This is a genomic window from Lyngbya sp. CCAP 1446/10 (genome assembly GCF_026130175.1).
In the GTDB taxonomy this organism is placed as follows: domain Bacteria; phylum Cyanobacteriota; class Cyanobacteriia; order Cyanobacteriales; family Microcoleaceae; genus Microcoleus.
In genome coordinates, this window is the sequence record NZ_JAIGNI010000009.1 from 92,326 (window position 1) to 112,152 (window position 19,827).

At 46.6% G+C, this 19,827-nt stretch carries 17 protein-coding genes and 1 pseudogene; 8 read left to right on the plus strand and 10 right to left on the minus strand.

Annotation, left to right across the window (positions count from 1 at the left end):
- Window positions 1-61 precede the first annotated feature (61 nt).
- The 3 genes from K4039_RS06465 to K4039_RS06475 all read right to left on the minus strand — a co-directional run bounded on the left by K4039_RS06465 (window position 62) and on the right by K4039_RS06475 (window position 3,556).
- Window positions 62-1,012 (minus strand): ABC transporter ATP-binding protein, encoded by a 951-nt coding sequence (locus K4039_RS06465; RefSeq protein ID WP_265234315.1) that lies wholly within the window; start codon window positions 1,010-1,012, stop codon window positions 62-64.
- A 446-nt stretch (window positions 1,013-1,458) separates the two neighbouring features.
- Window positions 1,459-2,331, minus strand: coding sequence for a class D beta-lactamase (blaOXA, locus tag K4039_RS06470; protein WP_265234316.1), 873 nt, complete (start codon window positions 2,329-2,331; stop codon window positions 1,459-1,461).
- A 220-nt stretch (window positions 2,332-2,551) separates the two neighbouring features.
- Window positions 2,552-3,556 carry a protochlorophyllide reductase gene (locus K4039_RS06475; RefSeq protein ID WP_265234317.1) on the minus strand — a complete coding sequence of 335 codons (1,005 nt, stop codon included), beginning with the start codon at window positions 3,554-3,556 and terminating at the stop codon, window positions 2,552-2,554.
- A gap of 272 nt (window positions 3,557-3,828) precedes the next feature.
- Here K4039_RS06475 and K4039_RS29765 point away from each other — a divergent pair.
- Window positions 3,829-3,978: pseudogene (locus K4039_RS29765) on the plus strand (hypothetical protein); the annotation flags it as partial.
- 55 nt (window positions 3,979-4,033) lie between these two features.
- Here K4039_RS29765 and K4039_RS06485 read toward each other — a convergent pair.
- Together K4039_RS06485 and K4039_RS06490 are read right to left on the minus strand one after the other, a co-directional pair.
- Window positions 4,034-5,152 carry an alkene reductase gene (locus K4039_RS06485; RefSeq protein WP_265234318.1) on the minus strand — a complete coding sequence of 373 codons (1,119 nt, stop codon included), beginning with the start codon at window positions 5,150-5,152 and terminating at the stop codon, window positions 4,034-4,036.
- 150 nt (window positions 5,153-5,302) lie between these two features.
- A complete protein-coding gene (locus K4039_RS06490) occupies window positions 5,303-7,141 on the minus strand; it encodes an RluA family pseudouridine synthase (protein WP_265234319.1) in 1,839 nt (612 codons plus the stop codon).
- A 252-nt stretch (window positions 7,142-7,393) separates the two neighbouring features.
- Between K4039_RS06490 and K4039_RS06495 the strand changes: the two genes are divergently transcribed.
- The 5 genes from K4039_RS06495 (at window position 7,394) to K4039_RS06515 (ending at window position 11,194) form a co-directional block, all read left to right on the plus strand.
- Window positions 7,394-9,076 (plus strand): tetratricopeptide repeat protein, encoded by a 1,683-nt coding sequence (locus K4039_RS06495; protein ID WP_265234320.1) that lies wholly within the window; start codon window positions 7,394-7,396, stop codon window positions 9,074-9,076.
- Window positions 9,077-9,362: 286 nt separating this feature from the next.
- Window positions 9,363-9,551: a hypothetical protein gene (locus K4039_RS06500; RefSeq protein ID WP_265234321.1), complete on the plus strand. Its 189-nt coding sequence runs from the start codon at window positions 9,363-9,365 to the stop codon at window positions 9,549-9,551.
- A 10-nt stretch (window positions 9,552-9,561) separates the two neighbouring features.
- Complete coding sequence (locus K4039_RS06505; protein WP_265234322.1) at window positions 9,562-9,744, plus strand: hypothetical protein; 183 nt, start codon at window positions 9,562-9,564, stop codon at window positions 9,742-9,744.
- 124 nt (window positions 9,745-9,868) lie between these two features.
- Window positions 9,869-10,180: an RNA-binding protein gene (locus K4039_RS06510; RefSeq protein WP_265234323.1), complete on the plus strand. Its 312-nt coding sequence runs from the start codon at window positions 9,869-9,871 to the stop codon at window positions 10,178-10,180.
- 402 nt (window positions 10,181-10,582) lie between these two features.
- Window positions 10,583-11,194: a hypothetical protein gene (locus K4039_RS06515; protein WP_265234324.1), complete on the plus strand. Its 612-nt coding sequence runs from the start codon at window positions 10,583-10,585 to the stop codon at window positions 11,192-11,194.
- Window positions 11,195-11,506: 312 nt separating this feature from the next.
- On the opposite strand, the gene egtD is transcribed toward K4039_RS06515, so the two are convergent.
- The 3 genes from egtD to egtC form a co-directional block, all read right to left on the minus strand.
- A complete protein-coding gene (gene egtD, locus K4039_RS06520) occupies window positions 11,507-12,550 on the minus strand; it encodes an L-histidine N(alpha)-methyltransferase (RefSeq protein ID WP_265234326.1) in 1,044 nt (347 codons plus the stop codon).
- Between the two features lie 357 nt (window positions 12,551-12,907).
- Entirely contained in the window at window positions 12,908-14,347 is a 1,440-nt protein-coding gene (locus K4039_RS06525; protein ID WP_265234327.1) for an SUMF1/EgtB/PvdO family nonheme iron enzyme, read from the minus strand.
- Entirely contained in the window at window positions 14,319-15,107 is a 789-nt protein-coding gene (gene egtC, locus K4039_RS06530; RefSeq protein ID WP_265234328.1) for an ergothioneine biosynthesis protein EgtC, read from the minus strand. The genes K4039_RS06525 and egtC overlap by 29 nt, the downstream gene beginning before the upstream one ends.
- Window positions 15,108-15,294: 187 nt before the next feature.
- On the opposite strand from egtC, the gene K4039_RS06535 reads away from it, so the two are divergent.
- Window positions 15,295-15,513 (plus strand): hypothetical protein, encoded by a 219-nt coding sequence (locus K4039_RS06535; RefSeq protein WP_265234329.1) that lies wholly within the window; start codon window positions 15,295-15,297, stop codon window positions 15,511-15,513.
- A gap of 183 nt (window positions 15,514-15,696) precedes the next feature.
- Here K4039_RS06535 and K4039_RS06540 read toward each other — a convergent pair whose 3' ends face one another.
- Both K4039_RS06540 and K4039_RS06545 read right to left on the minus strand, forming a co-directional pair.
- The gene (locus tag K4039_RS06540) at window positions 15,697-16,143 is read right to left on the minus strand and encodes a hypothetical protein (RefSeq protein WP_265234330.1); all 447 of its coding nucleotides are present in this window, start codon (window positions 16,141-16,143) and stop codon (window positions 15,697-15,699) included.
- Window positions 16,144-16,511: 368 nt separating this feature from the next.
- Window positions 16,512-18,995 carry a putative PEP-binding protein gene (locus K4039_RS06545; protein WP_265234331.1) on the minus strand — a complete coding sequence of 828 codons (2,484 nt, stop codon included), beginning with the start codon at window positions 18,993-18,995 and terminating at the stop codon, window positions 16,512-16,514.
- Window positions 18,996-19,011: 16 nt separating this feature from the next.
- Between K4039_RS06545 and K4039_RS06550 the strand changes: the two genes are divergently transcribed.
- Window positions 19,012-19,707 (plus strand): ComF family protein, encoded by a 696-nt coding sequence (locus K4039_RS06550; protein WP_265234332.1) that lies wholly within the window; start codon window positions 19,012-19,014, stop codon window positions 19,705-19,707.
- Window positions 19,708-19,827 lie beyond the last annotated feature (120 nt).

Genomic DNA, 19,827 nt, shown 5'->3' on the forward strand with positions numbered 1-19,827 from the left:
AACTGACAACTGTCAACTGTCAACTGTCAACTGACAACTGTCAACTGACAACTGTCAACTGTCAAGATGCTTGTTTGTGTCCCATCTTGAGGAAGATAGTTTCTAGGTTTTCTTGAGTGCAGTGAAATTCCGTGAGGGGAATGTTAGCATTGACGAGCGATCGCAATAAATTAGCTGCATCTTCCCGGCTTCCCGAAAAATGAGCGCACACCTGCTGAGTTTCCGGCAAGATTTCCCAACTTTCAACCCAAGGAAAGTTTTTGAGTTCCGATGTCAGCGCTGCTAAATCGCCCAAAGTTGCCATGAAAATTTGCTGTTTTCCCAGGCGTTTGTAAAGTTCTTGCAAAGGGGCGCTTTCGACAAGATAACCGAGTTCCATAATCCCTACCCAGGTGCAAAGTTCGGCTAAATCGCTGAGAACGTGGGATGATATGACTACGGTCATGCCGGCTTGTTGCACAGCTTTGATAATTTCGCGAAATTGCGATCGCGCGATCGGATCTAAACCCGAAACTGGTTCGTCTAACAGCAGCAACAGCGGTTCGTGAATAATAGTTCGTCCCAAACTCAGGCGCTGTTTCATCCCCCGCGACAGAGTGGAAATTAAGCTGTTGCGTTTGTTGGTTAATTGTACGAGTTCTAAAACTGCATAGATGCGTTCTCGGCGGCGGGGTTGCCGCAGGTTGTACAATCGGGCAAAGTAATCTAAATAATCCCACACAGTCAGGTCGTCGTACAGGGGAAAATCGTCGGGAAGAAAGCCGATGTGCTGTTTGAGAGTGGGGTTAGATCGATCGCGCAACAAGGGACAGCCGTTGATGTAAATCTCCCCTGTTGTCGGTTCCTCAGCGGCGGCTAACATTCGCAGCAAGGTAGTTTTTCCCGCACCGTTAGGGCCGATCAGCCCGCAGATTTCGCCGGCGGCGACTTGCAAGTCGATGTCATTAACCGCAATATGGCGATCGAATTGTTTGGTGAGTCCGCGAGTGTCTATTGCTAATTCTTTTGCCATATTTTAAAGGCGAGTGAAATTGGCTGCGGTTCGTGCTTAGTTCCAAAGCTTGCAACTAGCTTAGCCTTTTGATACAGCAGTTGTCACCTGCATTTCGCAAAATAAATTGTTAAGTATTAAAAAGATTTTGAATTTTGGTAAGATTGGGAAAAAGGTAATTGCTAATTGGTAAACTTATTGCGTGATTTTTTGAGCGATCGGGAAACCGCAGATCGAGGCAGATTAACACAGATAAGCTGTTACTCATATAGATAGATTGTGTATGGCGATTGAGGGGGAGAGGGGGAGAAAGGGAGAGGGGGAGAGGGGGAGAGGATTTTTGATTGTCATCAAAATATACAATTTAAATGCACAACAGCTTACACGCAGATGTTTTTCAAGATATGAAATGGTAAGATTTTAGAAGAACCACCCACACGCTTTTTATTAGAGAACAGATAAAGCATTTACAGCAGCCCGATATCCTTCAAGCATTGGCGCGTTAACTCGATTCTAACTGCTCCATCCTTTGTACTGCGAATGTCAATGTTTGTTGCAAAAAAGTAAGCGTTTTTATTCTGCTCTAAATAACCGACATACCAGCCAATTTGAGTCTCTGTTTGCTCTCCAAAGCCAGCCCAGCCTGTTTTTGCCCTGATTGTGTAATCGGGGGTTTGTTCGACAATCATGATATCTTTAACTAGAGAGAGCGATCGCTCGGAAAATGGTAAATCGTTTTTGTGGAGACGGCGCAAGAATTGAATTTGCTGGTTGGGTGTGATTCGCAGTTCTCCTTCTAACCAAAATTTGTCAATATCATCTTTTTTTCCAATGTTTTGGTTGCCATAATCGGCTTTTGCTACCCATTTTTGCATTTGCTCGTGTCCGACTCGGCGCGCGAGAACTTGGTAAAACCAGACGGCGGAAAGTTTGATGGCTTCTCTCATGTTCAAGTCTCGATTCCAGGCGGGAATTTGCCTTTCAATTCCATCCCAAGTTAGAATTGCAAGTTCATTGGCAATTACGCCGGTTTCTAAGGAAATCAGGGAGTTGAGAATTTTAAATGTAGATGCGGGTAAAAAAGCTGTGCTGTTGCGCTGCGGGTTGTGTTGATAAAGCCGATCGCTATTCAAGTCATAAATGGCGATCGATCCTTCTACTCCTAATTCTTGAAAGTGCCGTTCAAAATTAGTTGTTTGAGCGACATTTCCTCCTCGAACTCCGAATTGCTGCGCTGGAGTTGGTGCGGTTAAGGCCGATCGCGATGGCTGAATTAAAACAGCAGCAATGCAGCTTAATGCGATTAAAATCAGAGCGATCGCGCGAAATATTCTGTTCATAAATTTTGATGTATAAGGTGCGTCAGACTTAGGTTGTGTAAGAAATAATTAGATTTTTGGCTTGACGCACCCTACAATATATGCTCATTTTTGCATTTGTAGTACGATCGTCCCCACTCGCGTGATTGACACTCGCGATCGGGGACGATCGCACTCTTGAAATCGCACTCTTGACGACGATTCAAATATATAATTCCGATGCAACCGGAAACGAGATGAATTATGCAGAACGACCCGCACTAGCAGCACCCATTTGGGCCCCGTCAGCCAATCCCACCAACTTAGCGCTCAACTCCCACATCCGCTCAGCTTTTTCATCATCGCGGGCTTGCGGAGAAACCTTCTGCACAAAAGATTTGCCATCTTTTTTCTGCCGATTTCCCCAACTCCAATAAGCGCCAGATTGCTTGTATTCTGGATCTGCAACCACCATCGCTAACCTTTCGCCCGCCAACTCCTGCGACACATAACCGCCGGTGATATTCTTCTGAAACAGCGGGAAAAGCTTCTGAAATAAAGGGTAGTGATTGCGGAAAAGTGGCGTATCCGCGACGCATCCCGGATACAGCGAAGTGAAATTAATCCCCGTGGATTCGTGAAAGCGGCGGTGCAGTTCCCGCATCGTCAGCACGTTACAAACTTTGCTATCTTTGTAAGCCTTGACTGGTTCAAACTTCTTGCCATCAACCATCGAAATCGAGTCTTTGAAACCCGCTTCAAAACCCTCAAACTTGCCCAAATCCGGGCGTGGCGGAATCTTGCCGCCCAACTCGTCTGGATTGTGAGTTACAGTTCCCAAAATCACGATTCTGGCATCTTGATAATACGAAGGCTTCATACTATCCATCATCAGGTTGCATAGTAGGAAATGACCAAGGTGATTGGTAGTCATCGTCAACTCGTAACCTTCAGGGCTTCGCAGCGGTTCCTTAATCAAAGGCATATAGATAGCCGCGTTGCACACCAAAGCGTCTAGAGGCTTGTTGCTTGACTTGAATTCCCTAGCAAATCGGCGCACGCTTTCCAAATCGCCCAAGTCAATCTGCATAATCGTGAAACTGCCTTGAGGTATGCCCAACTCTTGGGCGGCATCTCCGGCTTTGCGCACGTCGCGACAGGCCATGACTACGTGCCATCCTTTGTCTGCAAGGGCTTTAGCGCCGTATAATCCGACGCCGGAGGATGCGCCGGTAATGATAACCGTTGACTTGTGATTTTGTGCCATTTTCTTAAAAATGCTTCGATCGCTACTGATTATTTTGGGGTATCTCAAAAGCTGAGCTAGCAGCTCGGATCTTTTGAGATACCCTCAGGTTAATAGGATAGGCCCAAACGTTCTAGATCTCAACTGTTACAATAAGTTTAGACTTTAGTATTCTGCGAGGAGCTATGCAGTCGATCGAGCAACTGACAGAATAAATATTATCTTTACTTAATGAATCAAGGGCACTCCTTGCAGACAAATTGGTAGAAAGCTGAGAATTCGACACCGACTCAGCAATTCAGGCAGTTTGGATTACTGAAGCAAAAAGACGCAGAGACGAGGTTCGGGATGCTTCAGTGCAACCGATTGCAGGCGAAGAAGCTTTGGCTCAAGTTAGGCGACTGATTGGGAGTTTTGCATATCTTACTGGCATGGCTTCCTAACCCACGAAAGCGGTTGCGATACTTGATATCGCTCCGCCCCGTGCGATCGACTAAACTAAGAAATAGCTGCCGGTTCCTGATAAGTAGGAAAGTCAATATAACCTTCCGGGCCAAAAGAATACCAGACGCCAACTTCCGCAGGCGGATTGAGCGGCCAACCATTAGCAAAACGCTCTACCAAATCTGGATTGCTGATAAAATCCCGACCAAAAGCAATTAAATCCGCAACTTCGCTGCTCAAGGCCGTTTCAGCCTGTTCTTGAGTATATCCGCAGTTGCCAATCAGCGGCTTGGAAAACACATCGCGAAACTCTCCTATCACCATTTGCGAACCCAATTCATGAAAGCCAAAAGCTAAACCATCCACCAGGTGAAGATAAGCTAAATCATAGGCATTTAACTGACCCGCGAAATACAGAAAATCTTCCCGATATTCGGGAGAACCCATATCATTGTAAACACCGTTGGGAGAAAGTCTAACTCCAACTCGGTTGGCAGGCAATACTGTCAGAATCGCCTCCACAATTTCTTTAAGAAAACGGTAACGATTTTCGACTTTGCCGCCATAGGAATCAGTGCGGTGATTGGTTTTAGTTTGCAGGAACGTGTCAATTAAATAGCCGTTAGCCGCGTGAATTTCTACACCGTCAAAACCTGCCATTTTTGCCCGTTCTGCGGCCTTGCGATAATCTTCCACAACCAGCGAAATTTCATCTGTTAAGAGAGCGCGGGGAGTTTCGTAGGGTTGTTTGCCCGCAGGGGTATGAATGCCTTCTCCGTTGATTTTGATGGCAGACGCTGCAACTGGTAATTGATTGTTTTCATGAAAATTACTGTGGGAAGCCCGCCCGCAGTGCCAAAGCTGCATGAAAATTGGTGTTTCGCGGGCATGAACCGCAGTCACAACTTGTTTCCAAGCTTCGCCTTGCTCGTCTGAATAAATACCGGGCGTATTCAGCCAACCATTAGCTTGAGTAGAAATCACCGTAGCTTCTGTAATGATTAAACCAGCGGAGGCCCGCTGAGCGTAATACTCTGCCATCAAAGCATTGGGCATCCGCGTTTCACCAGCTCTGCTCCGTGTCAGGGGTGCCATGACTACCCGGTTTTTTAAGGATAAATCTCCCAATTTGAAGGGACTGAGTAGGAGTGGAGAAGTTGTTGGGGTATTCATGGTTTTGGTATTTTTTCAACTGAAGAATCAGGGAAATTCAGAGTTCGATCGCTTATGAGCATAACTTGAATCGATCATCGATCGCCCGCAATACTAACGGCATCACACATTTGCGATCAATTATCGCTCGCCCGCGCGATCGCCCTTTTCTCAAAATGGCGTCGCCGCCCGTAAGTGCAGCCTCGATCCCAACTGCGGATGCTCAAAGGAAAGCTCCCGCGCGTGCAAGTGTAGCCGGCTCGCAGCAGCGCGACATCCGTACAGTCGATCGCCCAAAATCGGTATTCCCAACCCTCGAACATCCGCTGCATGAACCCTCAATTGATGCGTGCGCCCCGTCAGTGGCAAAAACTCCACGCGATCGTAATTTCCCTGTTGCGCCATTACCCGAAAGCGAGTAACGCTGGGTTTTCCGAACTCCCAATCAACTTGCTGAAGCAGGGAATTTTCCGCGTCTTCGGCGATCGGCAGTTCGATCGTCCCCGCCTCTATGTTGACAGTCCCCGAAAGCACTGCTTCATAAACTTTGTGAACCTGGCGTTTCTCAAATTGCTGCCTGATTTGACTGGCGGTTTCTTTGTCCCGTGTTAGCAGCAAAATCCCAGATGTTCCTAAATCTAAGCGATGCACCGCAGTCAGTTCTAACCCATCCGGTAACAAGTTCCGCAAGCGACTTAGCACGCTATCTTGATTTGCCAAATAACGGCCGGGAACTGACAGCAAAGCTGAGGGTTTGTTGATCGCAATCAACCATTTATCTTCATAAACAATCGGCAGCATTTGCTGGTAATCAGTGATTGTACTGCGATCGGTAACAGGCAAGATGCCCGTTCCACCAGAATTTTTCTCACTTGTGGGGCGGGCTTCTAACCCGCCACTAAAATGCTGATGTGAAAATGTTTGCGATCGGACTTGTGACCGAGTTTTGTGATTAGCCGACGATTGAAAATCCGGGTAAGCTTTCGGTTGCGAAATACTTGGATTTGGCGACAATCCTGACAGCAAAAAACCCATGAGTGGCTGACATCGATCGCCACAAGCACCGTAAAATTCTCCCTGAACCTTATCCCCCGATGGCGGCCCCCACCAAAACTCAGCCATTGCTAGCGGTTTCAAATTGTGTACTGCCGCGCAGTGCAGCAATTTTGGCGCGCAGCAGTCACCGGTGCCAGTGGGAATAGAATTAGCTGGCATCAATTCCTGGATCGATCGCGATTTTCCCAAAAAATTCACCAGAGTGTAAGCCGCGTGCATCTGCGTCTGAAGTTCGCGGGAAAGTTCTTTTCGCTGCTGTTTCAGCGTCCGCATCCGCCCGTCAGCAGCTTCAATTAATTGTTTTAGTGGCTGCAATATTTGATCCCGCTGCCGTTTCAATTGCCTCCGTTCAATTCCCTCCAAACGGCTGGCTTGATTCAGTTCTTCCAATGCAATTAAGAGTGTTTCTCCTGCGATAGTTTGACATAGCAACTGGCGTTTTTCGTCTCGCTGCTGCTTGCAATTGCGGTGGCGCTCATTCAAAACTTGCAATTGCAATTCAAACTCGCCCAATAAAGCCGTATAATCCTGTCGCTGCGGGAGTTGATTCAGTGCAATCAGTTCCTGTTTCATCGCCTCCAATTGGGCCAACGTGCGGGCTTCCTCGAATGCAACTCGCGATCGTCCTGGAATCGGCGGCACCCAGCCGTCAACAACGCTGCAACCGTTCAGCATCCCGGAAAATGCTTTCAGAATCCGCTGTTCCCCCCAAGGCATCTCCACCAGCAATATGCCGTACATCTTGCCCTCGGTAGTGCAGGAATTGTCAGCAGCCAGGTATTGCATCAAGCCCCTGGCGATCTCCTCAGACATTCGATTGCGGGGCAGTCTCAGCAGCTCGCCGCTTTGAGGACAACGGCCTTCGTACCAATAATTGCAGGAAAGGTCGATCGACCCCGAATTACGATCTGTAAAGCAGTCCGTGAAATCTAAAAGTGCGTGCACAAATAACATATTAAATTTGATTTGAAATCTGAATCAGGACATATTTATTTTGGTCCTGCCTGTATTGTACAGTCGTCTACCGAAAGTGGGGGGAGTGCATAATTTTATACACATACAGTTAAGTAAACATAATTTGTCACAGCAGACCAGACCTGATATGGTAGATTGGTTTCAAAACAGCAACGAGTTAAAATAAAGCATAAGTTAATATATTAAGACCGCAAGCTTGTTAACCCACTAAATTTTATATATGTAAGGCGTATGCCAGACTTCTCGACGAATGCCACGGAAAACTCCTCAAACCCCCAACCAGCTTTGCTGCCGCCGATTTTAAGAATTTTTGCAGCATTTCCAGATTACGATCGGGGTAATAGACAGTACGCCTCGGGAAGGTACGAAGCGGCAATCATTTGCTACGGAAAAGCGGTGCAAATTAAGCCGGATTGGACTCGGGCGTGGCTGAATCTGGGCAAAGCTTACAAGCAACTGCACTCCTGGGCAGAAACGGTGGCCTGTTGCGATCGAGCGATCGCCATTAACCCCGAAGAATATTGGGCCTGGATGCTCCGCGGGACAGCACTGTTAAGTTTGCAGAATCACCCGGAGGCGATCGCAACTTTCGACAAAGCAATTGAAATCAATCCAGAAAAGCACGAAGCTTGGTATCAGCAGGGCAGAGTTTTAGAGGAATTGCAGGAGTGGGATAAAGCAGCAACCTGTTACAAAAAAGCCACCCAAATTCATCCAAATTTGCCCGCGATGTGGTATAGGCAAGGCAGCGTATTACTGCAAGCCTCGCGCTACCCTGAGGCTGTGGCTGCCTACGATCGCGCTCTCAAACTCGTCCCGAACAATTGGGAAGCTTGGCTAAACCGAGGTTTGGCTCTGATGAAGGCCGAACGCTACGCTGAAGCTGTAACTTCTTACGATCGCGCCATTCAACTGCAACCACAAAACAGTCTGGCTTGGTTCAATCGGGGCATTGCTTCGGCAAAATTGCACAAATATGGAGAAGCAGTCACAGCTTACGATCGCGTGCTGCAACTCCAACCCAACGACTGCGAAGCTTGGTTGTATAAAGGCATGGCCCTCAAACACCAGTGGCGCGATGGGGCAATTGCTTGTTTCGATCGCGCAATTCAAATGAATCCTGCTTATCCTGAAGCATGGATCGGGCGCGGTCAAACACTGTCAGAATCAAGAGATCATGAAGGTGCGATCGCTGCTTTTGACCAAGCGATTCAAATTAATCCGAATTTCCCCGAAGCATGGCTGGGTAGAGGCATCGCCCTAGCAGAAATGGAACGCTACAAAGATGCGATCATCGCTTACAGCAATGCCCTCCAAATTGAAGGTAATTTTCTAGAAGCTTGGAATTTTCGAGGCGAAGCACTCGAAAAATTGCAGCAATACGAAGAAGCGATCACCTGTTATGATAAAGTAATCTCTCTCAGTTCAGAAGCAGAAATTACATCAAAAGTAGGCTTGCAGCAAGGCGCAGCGCTAGAAAAATTGCAGCGTTACGAAGAAGCCGTCGCAGCTTACAACCGCGTCATTAAAAACGTGCCAGACAATTTTGAAGCTTGGTTGAAACGTGGCAACGCCCTGTCAAATTTGCAGCAGTACGAGCAAAGTCTAGCATCATACGATCGAGCAATTACTATCTGGCCAGACAGCTATCAAGGCTGGGTGCAGCGAGGTTTGATGCTAGGGAAAATGCAGCGCTATTCCGAAGCACTCGTCGCTTTTGACCAAGTGATTCAACTCAAGCCGGACAACTGGGAAGCTTGGGCGCAGCGGGGCGACGTTTTGCAAAAATTGCAGCGGACTCAAGATGCAATTAGTTCTTACGGAGTCGCCCTAGAAATCAAACCAGATTACTACGAAGCTCTAGTAAGTCGAGAAGAATTGAGACTCAAAGACGCAATCCCAGGAAAATGGTAAGGGGGAAGAAGGAAGAAGGAAGAAGGAAGAAGGAAGAAGGAAGAAGGAAGAGTTGACAGTTGACAGTTGACAGTTGACAGTTCACCTAAGGAAGTAAGGAAGAAGGAATAAGGAAAAACTTACTGAGATATATCTTCTTCTCTCTTTCTCTGGGTTCTCTGCGCCCTCTGCGGTATATAAAAAAAACTAATTAAACCCTAAAATAATGTTAATCTATTCCGATCAAGTGCGATCGCAGAAGTGATTAATTATAGGCAAATATTAACAGATCCAACTGACAACAAAAATGACACAATCAGACAACTCGATCGCAGTTGCGAGTTCCACTTCCCAACAGCCACGCGAAAATTCGCTACAGCAGGCAGATCAGGCAATTTCCGAATTTGAACGCTCGAACCTGCTCAGCTTTTGGCCAGCTTTAAACAAAACCCAAATCATCGCCGAAATGCGATCGCGCATCCACGATCCTTTCTAAGTAAATCAAGGTGGACAGCCTTTTTTCGGCCCCGCTGCCATCACCAACGAAAAATTTCAGCCATCAGCTCGATCCCGCAGCAAAAAAACAAGGTGATGGGCCAATAGTGCAAGATGTCAGTTATCAAGAATACTTTCTGTGGGAGATTGCCCGACAGCACCCTAAATTAAAAATTAGCACAGGCAATTGCTGATTCTGCTGACTTCATGTTATAGTAGTTTTTCAAGAATTAAATTCGGTTGCGTAGTTTGTTGGTATTTATTTACAAGCGTCTCTCCGAATCTAACTCTCTGCACCCTAATGATTCTGGAGATTTTATGTCGATTTACGTTGGTAATCTTTCCTACGAGGTATCATCAGAAGACCTCAGCCAAGTATTTGCCGAGTACGGTACCGTTAGCCGGGTTCAACTGCCAACGGACAGGGAAACAGGCAAGATGCGGGGTTTTGCTTTTGTTGAAATGGCAAGCGAAGCAGAAGAATCAGCAGCCATCGCAGCCCTAGACGGTGCTGAGTGGATGGGCCGCGACTTGAAAGTCAACAAAGCTAAACCTCGCGAAGACAACAAACGCTCTTCGGGTGGCGGCGGCGGCTGGGGCGACAAGGATCGCTCTTCACGACGCTACTAAGCTTTGAGACTGAAAATCTGAGTTTTGGTGGTTGACAGCAGGTGCGAATGCTGATTTTTTAGCGGTTTGTGCGATCGATCCGCCAAATAAAACTCCCAAACCTTTAACTCAGTTTAGCCTCCTCCTTCGAGGGGGCTTTGTTTTTGGCGAAAAATCCCGCCAGGTAAGCCCTTGGCACACTTCCCAGCCTAACTCGCGATTCAGTATCTTCTTAACTGCTTTTTTCAAGAAGCTTTCGGGATTTCTCAATTCAACTCCTGTAAACTATCAAACGAGAATTAAGCACAAAGAAAAGTTACAATAACCGCAAAAGTGATATTGCTCAAAAAAAACAATCTTTACTGAAAATTAGCCTAGAAAATCAGCCAGACCAGCAAATGTATTGATTTTGCTTGAATAAAGATGCCCAAGGTTTACAGCACGGCCCAACTCATTAAAATCCTCGAAGAAGAGCGCCAAGCCTGCTTGCACGGGCGGCGTCTCAATTTGACTGAAACGGATGCTACAGGGAACCCCGTAATTGACCGCTTTCTCAAATCTGAGGGCGTTCAAAAGTTCACTGCTTATCAAAATTTTAAGGCGGCCGTGCACGAATACCAGAGGGAACATCAAGTTTCTGGGATTGTCTGGCGGGAAATGACGGTTAAAGGCAATACTCTACGCTATCCGGCAGTCAATGACGAATTAATCGCTCTACCGATCGATTTGATGACTCTGAAAGCAGCTAAGATTGCGATGTTGGAATTTTGGCAGCGGGTAACTGCGGGGATGGATTTGTATTTGAGTATTAACAGCGGGAAGGATTTTAGATCGATCGAGCCAATTGATGTAGAGGCTCTAACCCAGCGTACAGAATGGGCGAGTCTATCGAAGTGGGAAAAGTTGGATTTTCTGGAAATTTTGTTGCAGTTGGGCTGGGGGAAGCCGGAGGAAGCCTATTATAAGCGGGGATGGCCGACATCGGGCAGCGAGTACATTCACGCCGTAAAACCTGGACAACGGCCGATTTGTTAATTAGTCAGTAGTCCTTGGTCAGTTGATAGTTGACAGTTGATAGTTGACAGTTGATAGTTGACAGTTGAGAAGTAGGGGGCGTAGTAGACACAGCTTTAGTTTGTTGACCTCATACGTGAATCCTAAAGTAATAATTCAGAAGTTAATGGATGCACTCACCATTTCAGAAACCGGGTTTCTTGCGATATTTCTCGTTCCTGTTCTCAAAAATCGTAGAAACCCGGTTTCTTTCCCTCACACTAACTAATGACAACTGCCCACTGTTAACTGTTAACTGTTAACTATCAACTGTTAACTATCAACTATCAACTGTCAACTATCAACTGTCAACTGACAAAGCATCAAGCCAAACCACTGATTTGGATCTGTCCAAACTTGTACAGGCTTTAAACCACGCTGCGAAAGATCTGCCTTTACAGTATTGAGATTAAACTTGCGCGAAATTTCGCTGCGGATAGTTTCTCCTGCGGCAAATTCCACCGTTAAATTTAGAGTACGTAAGTTCACGGTTTGCGCTTTTTTACTTTTCAAGTGCATTTCAATTTGACATTCCTCTTGATTGTAAAAAGCCCAATGCTCAAACTGTGCTAAATCAAAATTTCCCTCATACCTCCGATTTAAATGCCGCAGCATATTCAAGTTAAATGCTGCTGTCACTCCTTGACTGTCATCGTAGGCAGGCTCTAAAATATCTTTAGATTTATCCAAATCAATTCCCAGTAAAAAATACTCTCCAGGCTGCAATGCACCGACAATTTGCGAGAAGAATAGATCGCATTCTTGAGGGTTGAGATTGCCGAGGGTACTGCCTAGAAAGCAAATCATTCGGGTTGGCAACGGTGACGGGGAAATTTTAGCTAAGGCTAATTCGTAAGTGCTGACAAGTCCGTGAATTTGAAGCGACGGATAATCTGTCAACAGTTGACAAGCGCTGCTTTCTAGGATGGTAGGGCTGATGTCGATCGGCAAATAGTGCAGGGGATATTCCAATTTGCTGTAAGCATCGAGGAGAATCCGGGTTTTGGTGGAACTGCCGCTGCCGAGTTCGACGATTTCGCACGGGCCCGTCAAATGGGCGATCGCCCCTGCGCACTCTTGCAAAATCGCCGTCTCCGTGCGTGTCACGTAGTATTCCGGCAATTGACAAATCAACTCGAACAGGTTCGAGCCGCGATCGTCGTAGAAATACTTGGGAGGAAGGGTTTTGGGGTTTTGAGTCAACCCGCTAACTGCATCGCTGCCAGGATTGATTTCTGCGGTTGTCGGTGCCACAGCGCTCACCAGCCGCTCTAAGTGCAGCCGGTTTTCCTGTGTTGAGGCTGGGTTTGTCGTGTCGGACAGTCTTGGGGATTTCATAGAGTAAAATTAAGATGCAACAATGGGTATAGCACGCAGTCACCTTGCCAAATATCACGCTTAAGCCTGATTTTTTATGCCGATCTCCGTTATCTATTTTCTCACCAGATGGCGATCGCTCCCCAAATTAAAACTTAAAAATAATTTTTCCAAGTTTTTTTACTTAATATTTTGAAATGCGATTTATATTGACATTTATCAAGCAACTTCCCCCAGATTCTCTAGACTTCTTGCTTAAATGTTTGATTGATAGACCGCAGATACAAGACAGATAAACACAGATTGACGCAGATAATTTCAAGATAAAAAAGCGAATAAATGCAATTTTGTCTATTGCAGTTAGAATTGCATAATAAACTACTTAGCGCAACGAAAACCTGCGATAATTTGGCGCACGCCCGGATAGTACCAATTCCGAAAAGTCGATCGCATTGCTTGAGGAAAAGTCGCCCAACTCCCGCCTTTCAAAACCCGGTGTTCTCCATCAAAATAGAGTTCAGAGTATCCTTTGTAAGGATAACTTTCAAATTCTGGATAGGCGTCAAAGGTTGAAGCTGTCCACTCCCAGACATTGCCCAACATATCGCAGCAGCCGATCGCACTTGCTCCTTCTGGAAAAGTGTCAACTGGCGAGGTATTTGCAAGATGATTGCCGTGATTGCACAGGCTGGCATTTGGCCGTGTTTCTCCCCAAGGATAGGTAAGTTTCGTCTGATTTGTGGCATCCCAACTCGCTGCTTTTTCCCATTCGGCTTCCGATGGCAAACGCTTGCCGATAAAGTTGCAGTAAGCTTCGGCTTCGTACCAACTGACGCCACAAACTGGATGGTTGCTGAAAGCTGGATTTTCTGACCAGTAAAGCGGGCGATCGACTAAATGAACTTTTTGCCATTCCCAGCCCTCAGCAGACCACCAATCGTGGTTCTGATAGCCACCGGATGTCATAAAATCTCGGTATTGACCGCAAGTGACGGGATAGCGATCGATCGCGTATGCTTCCAAATAACACAAGTGGCGCGATCGCTCATTATCCAAAGCCTCAGCAGCATCGCTTCCCATATAAAATTCGCCGCCCGGAATTGCGATCGCCGGGGAATCGGTAATGGGGAATTGGTAATTGGGAATCGGTAATTCGGAATCAGTAATCGGTAATTCGGAATCAGTAATTAATCTTCCTGCTGCCTTCTTAATTCTATCCGTGACATCCGTTAAATCCGCTACAAAATCCGCTCCCAACCTTCTTCTATCCGTGACATCCGTTACATCCGCTACAAAATCCGCTCCCAACCTTCTTCTATCCGTGACATCCGTTACATCCGCTACAAAATCCGTTGCTAACCTTCCTTCTTCCTTCTGAACCATTTGCAACACAAAAGCAACAGTTTCACAGTGCTGGCTTTCGTGCTGAATCATAAACCGCCAGAGACGTTCCTGCTGTTCAATCGGCGCAACTTCCAAATAATCTAAGACATTTTTTCGCACCGCATCCAGATAAAATTCAACCTCTGGAAACGCAGGCAAAAAAACCCGTTGTGTTTTCGGCAAAATATCAGCAGCAAACAATTGGTGATACTCAGGAAAAACAGGCTTTAACCCAGCACATCGCTGCAACAGCCACAAATCCTCAGTATAAGCAATGTGACCTAAGTGCCAGCCAACCGGACTAAAATCAGGATGAGCTTGACTGCAAAAAGTATCATGATCGATGTCTGCAAATAGTTTGAAAGTGCCACGGCGACACTGCTGCAAATCGTGATAAATTGCCTCTTTAGAAGATTGGATAGATTTGGATATCACCGTCTACTCCCGTACTGATAATGCTCTGGACTGGACACTCCTGCCAATTGCCAGCAAATAAAGGCTCAGAAGCAATGATGACAGAATTTGGAAAATTTAGATCGTCCCGCAGCCAATAAAGGGAAGGAGGGACTTTTTGGGAAGCAAAGCGAGAGGCAACGAGCTGGTGTCCGTCGCTGATAATGATATTAGCTGAAAATTCTACGTTGTGAAGGTTTGCTAGCTCTGCCAAAGTTTTTAGGGAGTTTTGCAAAGCAGCTTGTATAGTCAGATTTGCGGTTGTTAATTCATTGACAAATAAGCCGAAGATGTGCTCTGAATCTGTAGTACCGTTAATTGATTGATAAAGGGTATCGCTGAGCCGATCGCGAATTGGTCTATAAAGAGTTTTCCGAAAATTCTGCACAAAGCCGTTGTGTACGAACAATAGGCGATCGTACCCAAAGGGCTGACAGTTGCTCAAATCTACAGCTTGTCCCGAAGTTGCACTACGAACATAGGCGATCGCGCATTTTGATTCAACGTACCGGCTAATACTCGGCAGATTGATGTCGCTCCAAATTGGTTGTACATTTTTATAAGTAAACGGGTCAGTATCTAGGTGCGGGTGATAGCAACCGATGCCAAAACCGTCAGCATTGAGCAGGCCCGAAGTCATTTCGCGGGGCTGGTAACTCTGCACAATTAGCGAATGTTCCGGCTTGTACAGAATAGAATCGAGTAAAATCGGCTCGCCCAGGTAGCCAAGCAAACGGCACATAAAATTTTTACAGCAAATTGATTAGCATTGTACGCCATCAGCCGCCAAATTGGTGGTTAGCGAAGCCCTTGAACAGGATCGCCCATCTTCAGCGTTTGAGAATAGGGTTTTTTGTCGGCCGCTGCCAGCATCGCAGTACAAACGGTACAGTAAAGGTAGAAACCCAGCAGAACAAGGAGACTCTTGAATGTTCCTCGATGAACTCATCCCAGTAGTTAAAGAATTGATGCAACAGCCTCTTGCCTTTGCGGGCGGATTTTTTTCAGGCCTGCTGCGACTCAACCTTCACGAAGAGCCCGTTAGAAGCTGGATTGACGAACAAGCCGGCTCAACTTCCTACACTGCGCCCACAGCCGAACCAACCAACGGTAAAAGCACGGGGCCTCAGTCAATCTCGATCGACTAAGCAACAGCGGGCGTTGCTGATTTTAGGGATGAAAATAATTTAACCTGATCTCCAAACCTTTGTAGAGACGCGCTACGAGTGCGTCTCTGCTGATGAATTCATACTTCGAGTCAGCAACGCCCCGGAGATCTCGCTGCTAAAACCAAGATCCACGATCGGGAATCTGGTTAACAATCGTCAGTCTTAGAAAGAGTAAATTCGCCCTTTTTCATCAATATAAACTGACCGATCTTGCTGAGTGCGGCCATCTGATCTGGTGATGCGAACCGTCACAAGGTTTTGCTTGGCATCAACATTATAGTCGTATTTCAAAGTTGTGCTTCCTCCTTGGACATTAATCGGAATATTTGCAATGTCGGCGGTGCGATTGCTGACGCGAACAATGATGTTTTTGCTGGCTCCGACGGGCAAGGATGACAAGCCAACACCTGATTCACCGTATTCTAGGTTTAATCCGGTTTCATTTAACAGTCTGAGGGTAATATTGCGAGTAGTGTCAATCTGTGCTTGAGGTTGCCAGAATCCAGGTTTCATACCGCCGTCAGTTGCAGGTTGAGATAATGCTGGATGGGGATGCAGACAGCCGAGGGCGGCGAGTATTGCTGCGGTTGCAATGATTTTTGATTTCATTGTTTTTACCTTTGGGTCAAGTGTTGGTGATATTTCTATCTTAGCTTGAAAATCGGATATTTTTAATTTAGAAGACCGGGCGGTTGAACCCGCATTTATACAAACAAAACCCGGATGGTGCCGGGTTGAAGAAGATCGGGCGGTTAAAATTATGTTATTTTCTTCATTCCGCGCACCATCCAGAATTCGTTTGTGTAGACACGGTTTCAACCGCCGTCTGATTTTTTTAATTATTATTAACCTGCATCACAGGGGATTTAAGCCCCCGCCTTTAGGTGGATTGTTTTTAGGCTGGGGATTTAAGCCCCTGCCTAAAAACTTCGCTGTCAACTGTCAACTGTCAACTGTCAACTGTCAACTGTCAACTGTCAACTGTCAACTGTTAATATCGATCGCGCGGCTTCTAGGAGCAGGCGCTGTTCGGCACGGGCGATCGCCCTCCAAGTCTGTTCTACAGCATCGACATTCACCGAAATAGACGAAATCCCCCACCGCACCAAGGATTCAACTATCTCAGGATACAATGCGGTCGCGTCCCCGCAGATCGAGCAAGGAATGCCCGCAGCCCTGGCCTGTCGGATTAATTGCTCGATCGCCCTCATCACTGCTCGATCGCGCCCGTTGAAACCACCTGCTACCTGTTGGGAGTTGCGGTCAATCCCTAACAAAAATTGGGCTAAATCATTGGTACCGATAGAAATTCCTTGAACTCCTGCTTTTACATAATCTGGCAATAAAAATAATACCGAAGGAACTTCCGCCATGATCCAAATTTGAAACTGAGCCGGTCGATTTTTCCAAATAGTTTCTAAGCGCTGGCGGCAGTAGACAAACTCGTCCACAGAGCGCACGAAAGGCAACATTAAATTGAGATTTGTGTGACCTAACTCGCAGACTTTTTGAAGTACGGACAACTCCCAATCAAATAACTCCGGTTCAAAGGTATAACTGAAACTGCCGTCGGTTCCTGATTCGCGCAAATCGAGAGATCGATAAAATATTGGTCGCGGCGAAACGGCAGCCGCAAATAAACTGAGGCAATCCGCCATGCGCGAGACAAATTCCGATTTTTGACCGTTTTGCAGCCAAACTTTAGGGTTTTGACAGTCCAAAGCTTCCAATGCCATCAATTCCGATCGCAATAATCCGATGCCGTCGATGGGCAAATTTCTGAGGCGATCGATCGAACTCGTTTGGCTGACATTAACTAGCAGTTGAGTCCCCGTTGGCGCAACAGATTCGGCAGACTCAGGCTGGCGAGATTTAGACGCGGGATTGGACGATCGATCTGATGTTGAAAATTGGTAATTAGCTATTGACATTTCTGCTGCTGTAGTGTAATTTTCTGGATTTTTTCCTAGTTCCCGAAGTCGATCGCCATCTGGTTCGGCGGTGGCAAAAACCTGTCCGCTATCGCCGTCTACCAACACCCAATCGCCAGTCTCGATCGCCCTCGTGGCCCCAGCAACTCCCACAACGGCAGGAATCCCCAATTCTCTCGCTAAAATAGCGCCGTGCCCTGTCATGCCTCCTTGTTCCACAACCACCCCAGCAGCAAGTTTCAGCCAAGGCAGCCAGTGCGGCTCGATTGTGCGGGCTACCAAAATGCCTCCGGCTAAGAATTGGGTGTTTTCTGGGTGAGAATTCGTCATAACTTGGGCAATTGCTTCGGCTTTTCCTGATGCTGCACCCAAACCTCTGAGAATCGCAGGATTTCTGGCTGGGGCGATCGCATTTTCCCGTACCGACGCGATTTTTTCCGCTTTCAAAAGACGAACTTGAGTAAAATAAAACTGCGGTTCGTCATTGTTTTCTGTCTCGCTGATTGTCCACTGCAAAATTAAATCAGAGTCAACTCCTGCGACAACTTTTTTGCTCAATTTAATAATTTTTTGCAGTTGCGATTCCTCTAAAACATATTCAGCTTGTGATTCCTCGCCCAGCGCCAAAACTTCCAGGCAACTGTCAGCAAAATCAGGAATTAGAAATGGAGAATCGGGGATTGGAAAAGCAGCAAAATTCCCAATATGCGTTTTTTCCCTCGGCTTGATTTCATCAGCTTTGAGATTATATGCTAATGTTTTGTAACCGAGCCGCTGGAATTTAACCGCACCTGTTTCTGACTGTACTTCATAGTAATCAGGTATAGTTTCTCCCCTAGCGAGGGACATTCCCAAACCGCTAGTGGCTTGGATTTCCCATGCTGCGCCGGCATTAGTTTTCACCTCACCTGTGGCGATTGCTCCTTGAAGCGGCTGCACCAAAACTGCGGGATTGATTTGCTGTATTTCCATGCCGCACCGCTGCCAGTAAAATAGACTTCGGGCTCTGAAGATTTCTGCCCAGGCTCGTTTTAGTCCGGCCTCAATGGATTCTGGTTCGGCGCGTACTGCGTGAGATTCCAGGATTCCGGCTGTTTTCGGGCTCCTGGAAGTCAGGGAAGGGCGAAAAATCAAGGCTTGGGAGTTGAGAGTACCAACCGCAGACTCTAGGTTGGAGAGCAGTGCCTCTGGCAGTTTGGTGGTAAGGATTTGGTGGCGGATGCTGCGGGCGATCGATTGCAGTTGTCTGGGTTCATCGACGTTCAAGTGTAGCGAAGAGTGGGGCCAGTCGGCAAACAGCGGTTCTAGCCAGTCGATCGACTCTAAAAACTGCCAAAATGTTGTAGCCGGCACGACAAAACCCGGTACAACTGGATGATTTTGGGCGAGCAAACAGCTCAAGTAAAATGCTTTTTCTCCCACTGCATCTCGGTCTGAAGGTTGAATTTTGTCTAGCCAGTAGAGGTTTGTCACGCTGCGATCCTGTTCTTGGAAACTGATTGAATTTTGATAGTTTTTCCGATTAATCACTTACCACAATTTTAGGATGAACAACCGAAAATGGACGGGATTGGTCAAATCTTTTCTCAATCTATTTCTTAAGGCTAACTGTCCTCTTTGTCAGCGATCGGCTGCCGAAGAGTTTTGTCCCTACTGCCACAAGCAACTTCAGCGATGTCAGTTAGCCGATCCAGGTCGATTTTGGGATTCAGAGCAGCGGGTTTTTGTGTGGGGCGAGTACGGCGGGACTCTCAAACGGGCGATCGCAGCTTTGAAATATGACGGTAATCCACAATTAGCGAAACCCCTCGGCGGCTGGCTGGCAGAATCTTGGCTAAGTTTTCCCGAATTAGCTATTGACAATTTAACAGTTGTACCAATTCCTCTGCACAAAGAAAAGCTCAAGGAGCGTGGTTTTAACCAGGCGGAACTTTTGGCTGAAAGTTTTTGCGAGTTGACTGGTTTGCCTTTGCAGCGGCACGGTTTGGAGCGTGTGAAAAATACTCAGGCTTTATTCGCTCTGACACCACAGCAACGAAAAGCTGAAATGAAAGATGCTTTAAGTTTGGGCAAAGATTTTCGCCGCCGTCTCCCGCGCGATCGAGTTTTGTTAGTTGATGATATTTACACTAGCGGTACTACCGTGAAGTCGGCAATTCAAATATTGAAACAGTCGGGAATTTCGGTTTATGGAACTGTGGCACTTGCAAGTCCGAATAAGAGCGATCGTTCATTCAGTTGACAGTTGACAGTTGACAGTTGACAGCACTTTACTTTACGTCCGAGGATTGAAGCAATGAATAGTCTGATTTTAATTTCTCACCTTTAGGGGTTCCGGCTTTAAACCAATTCTTTCTGGTAA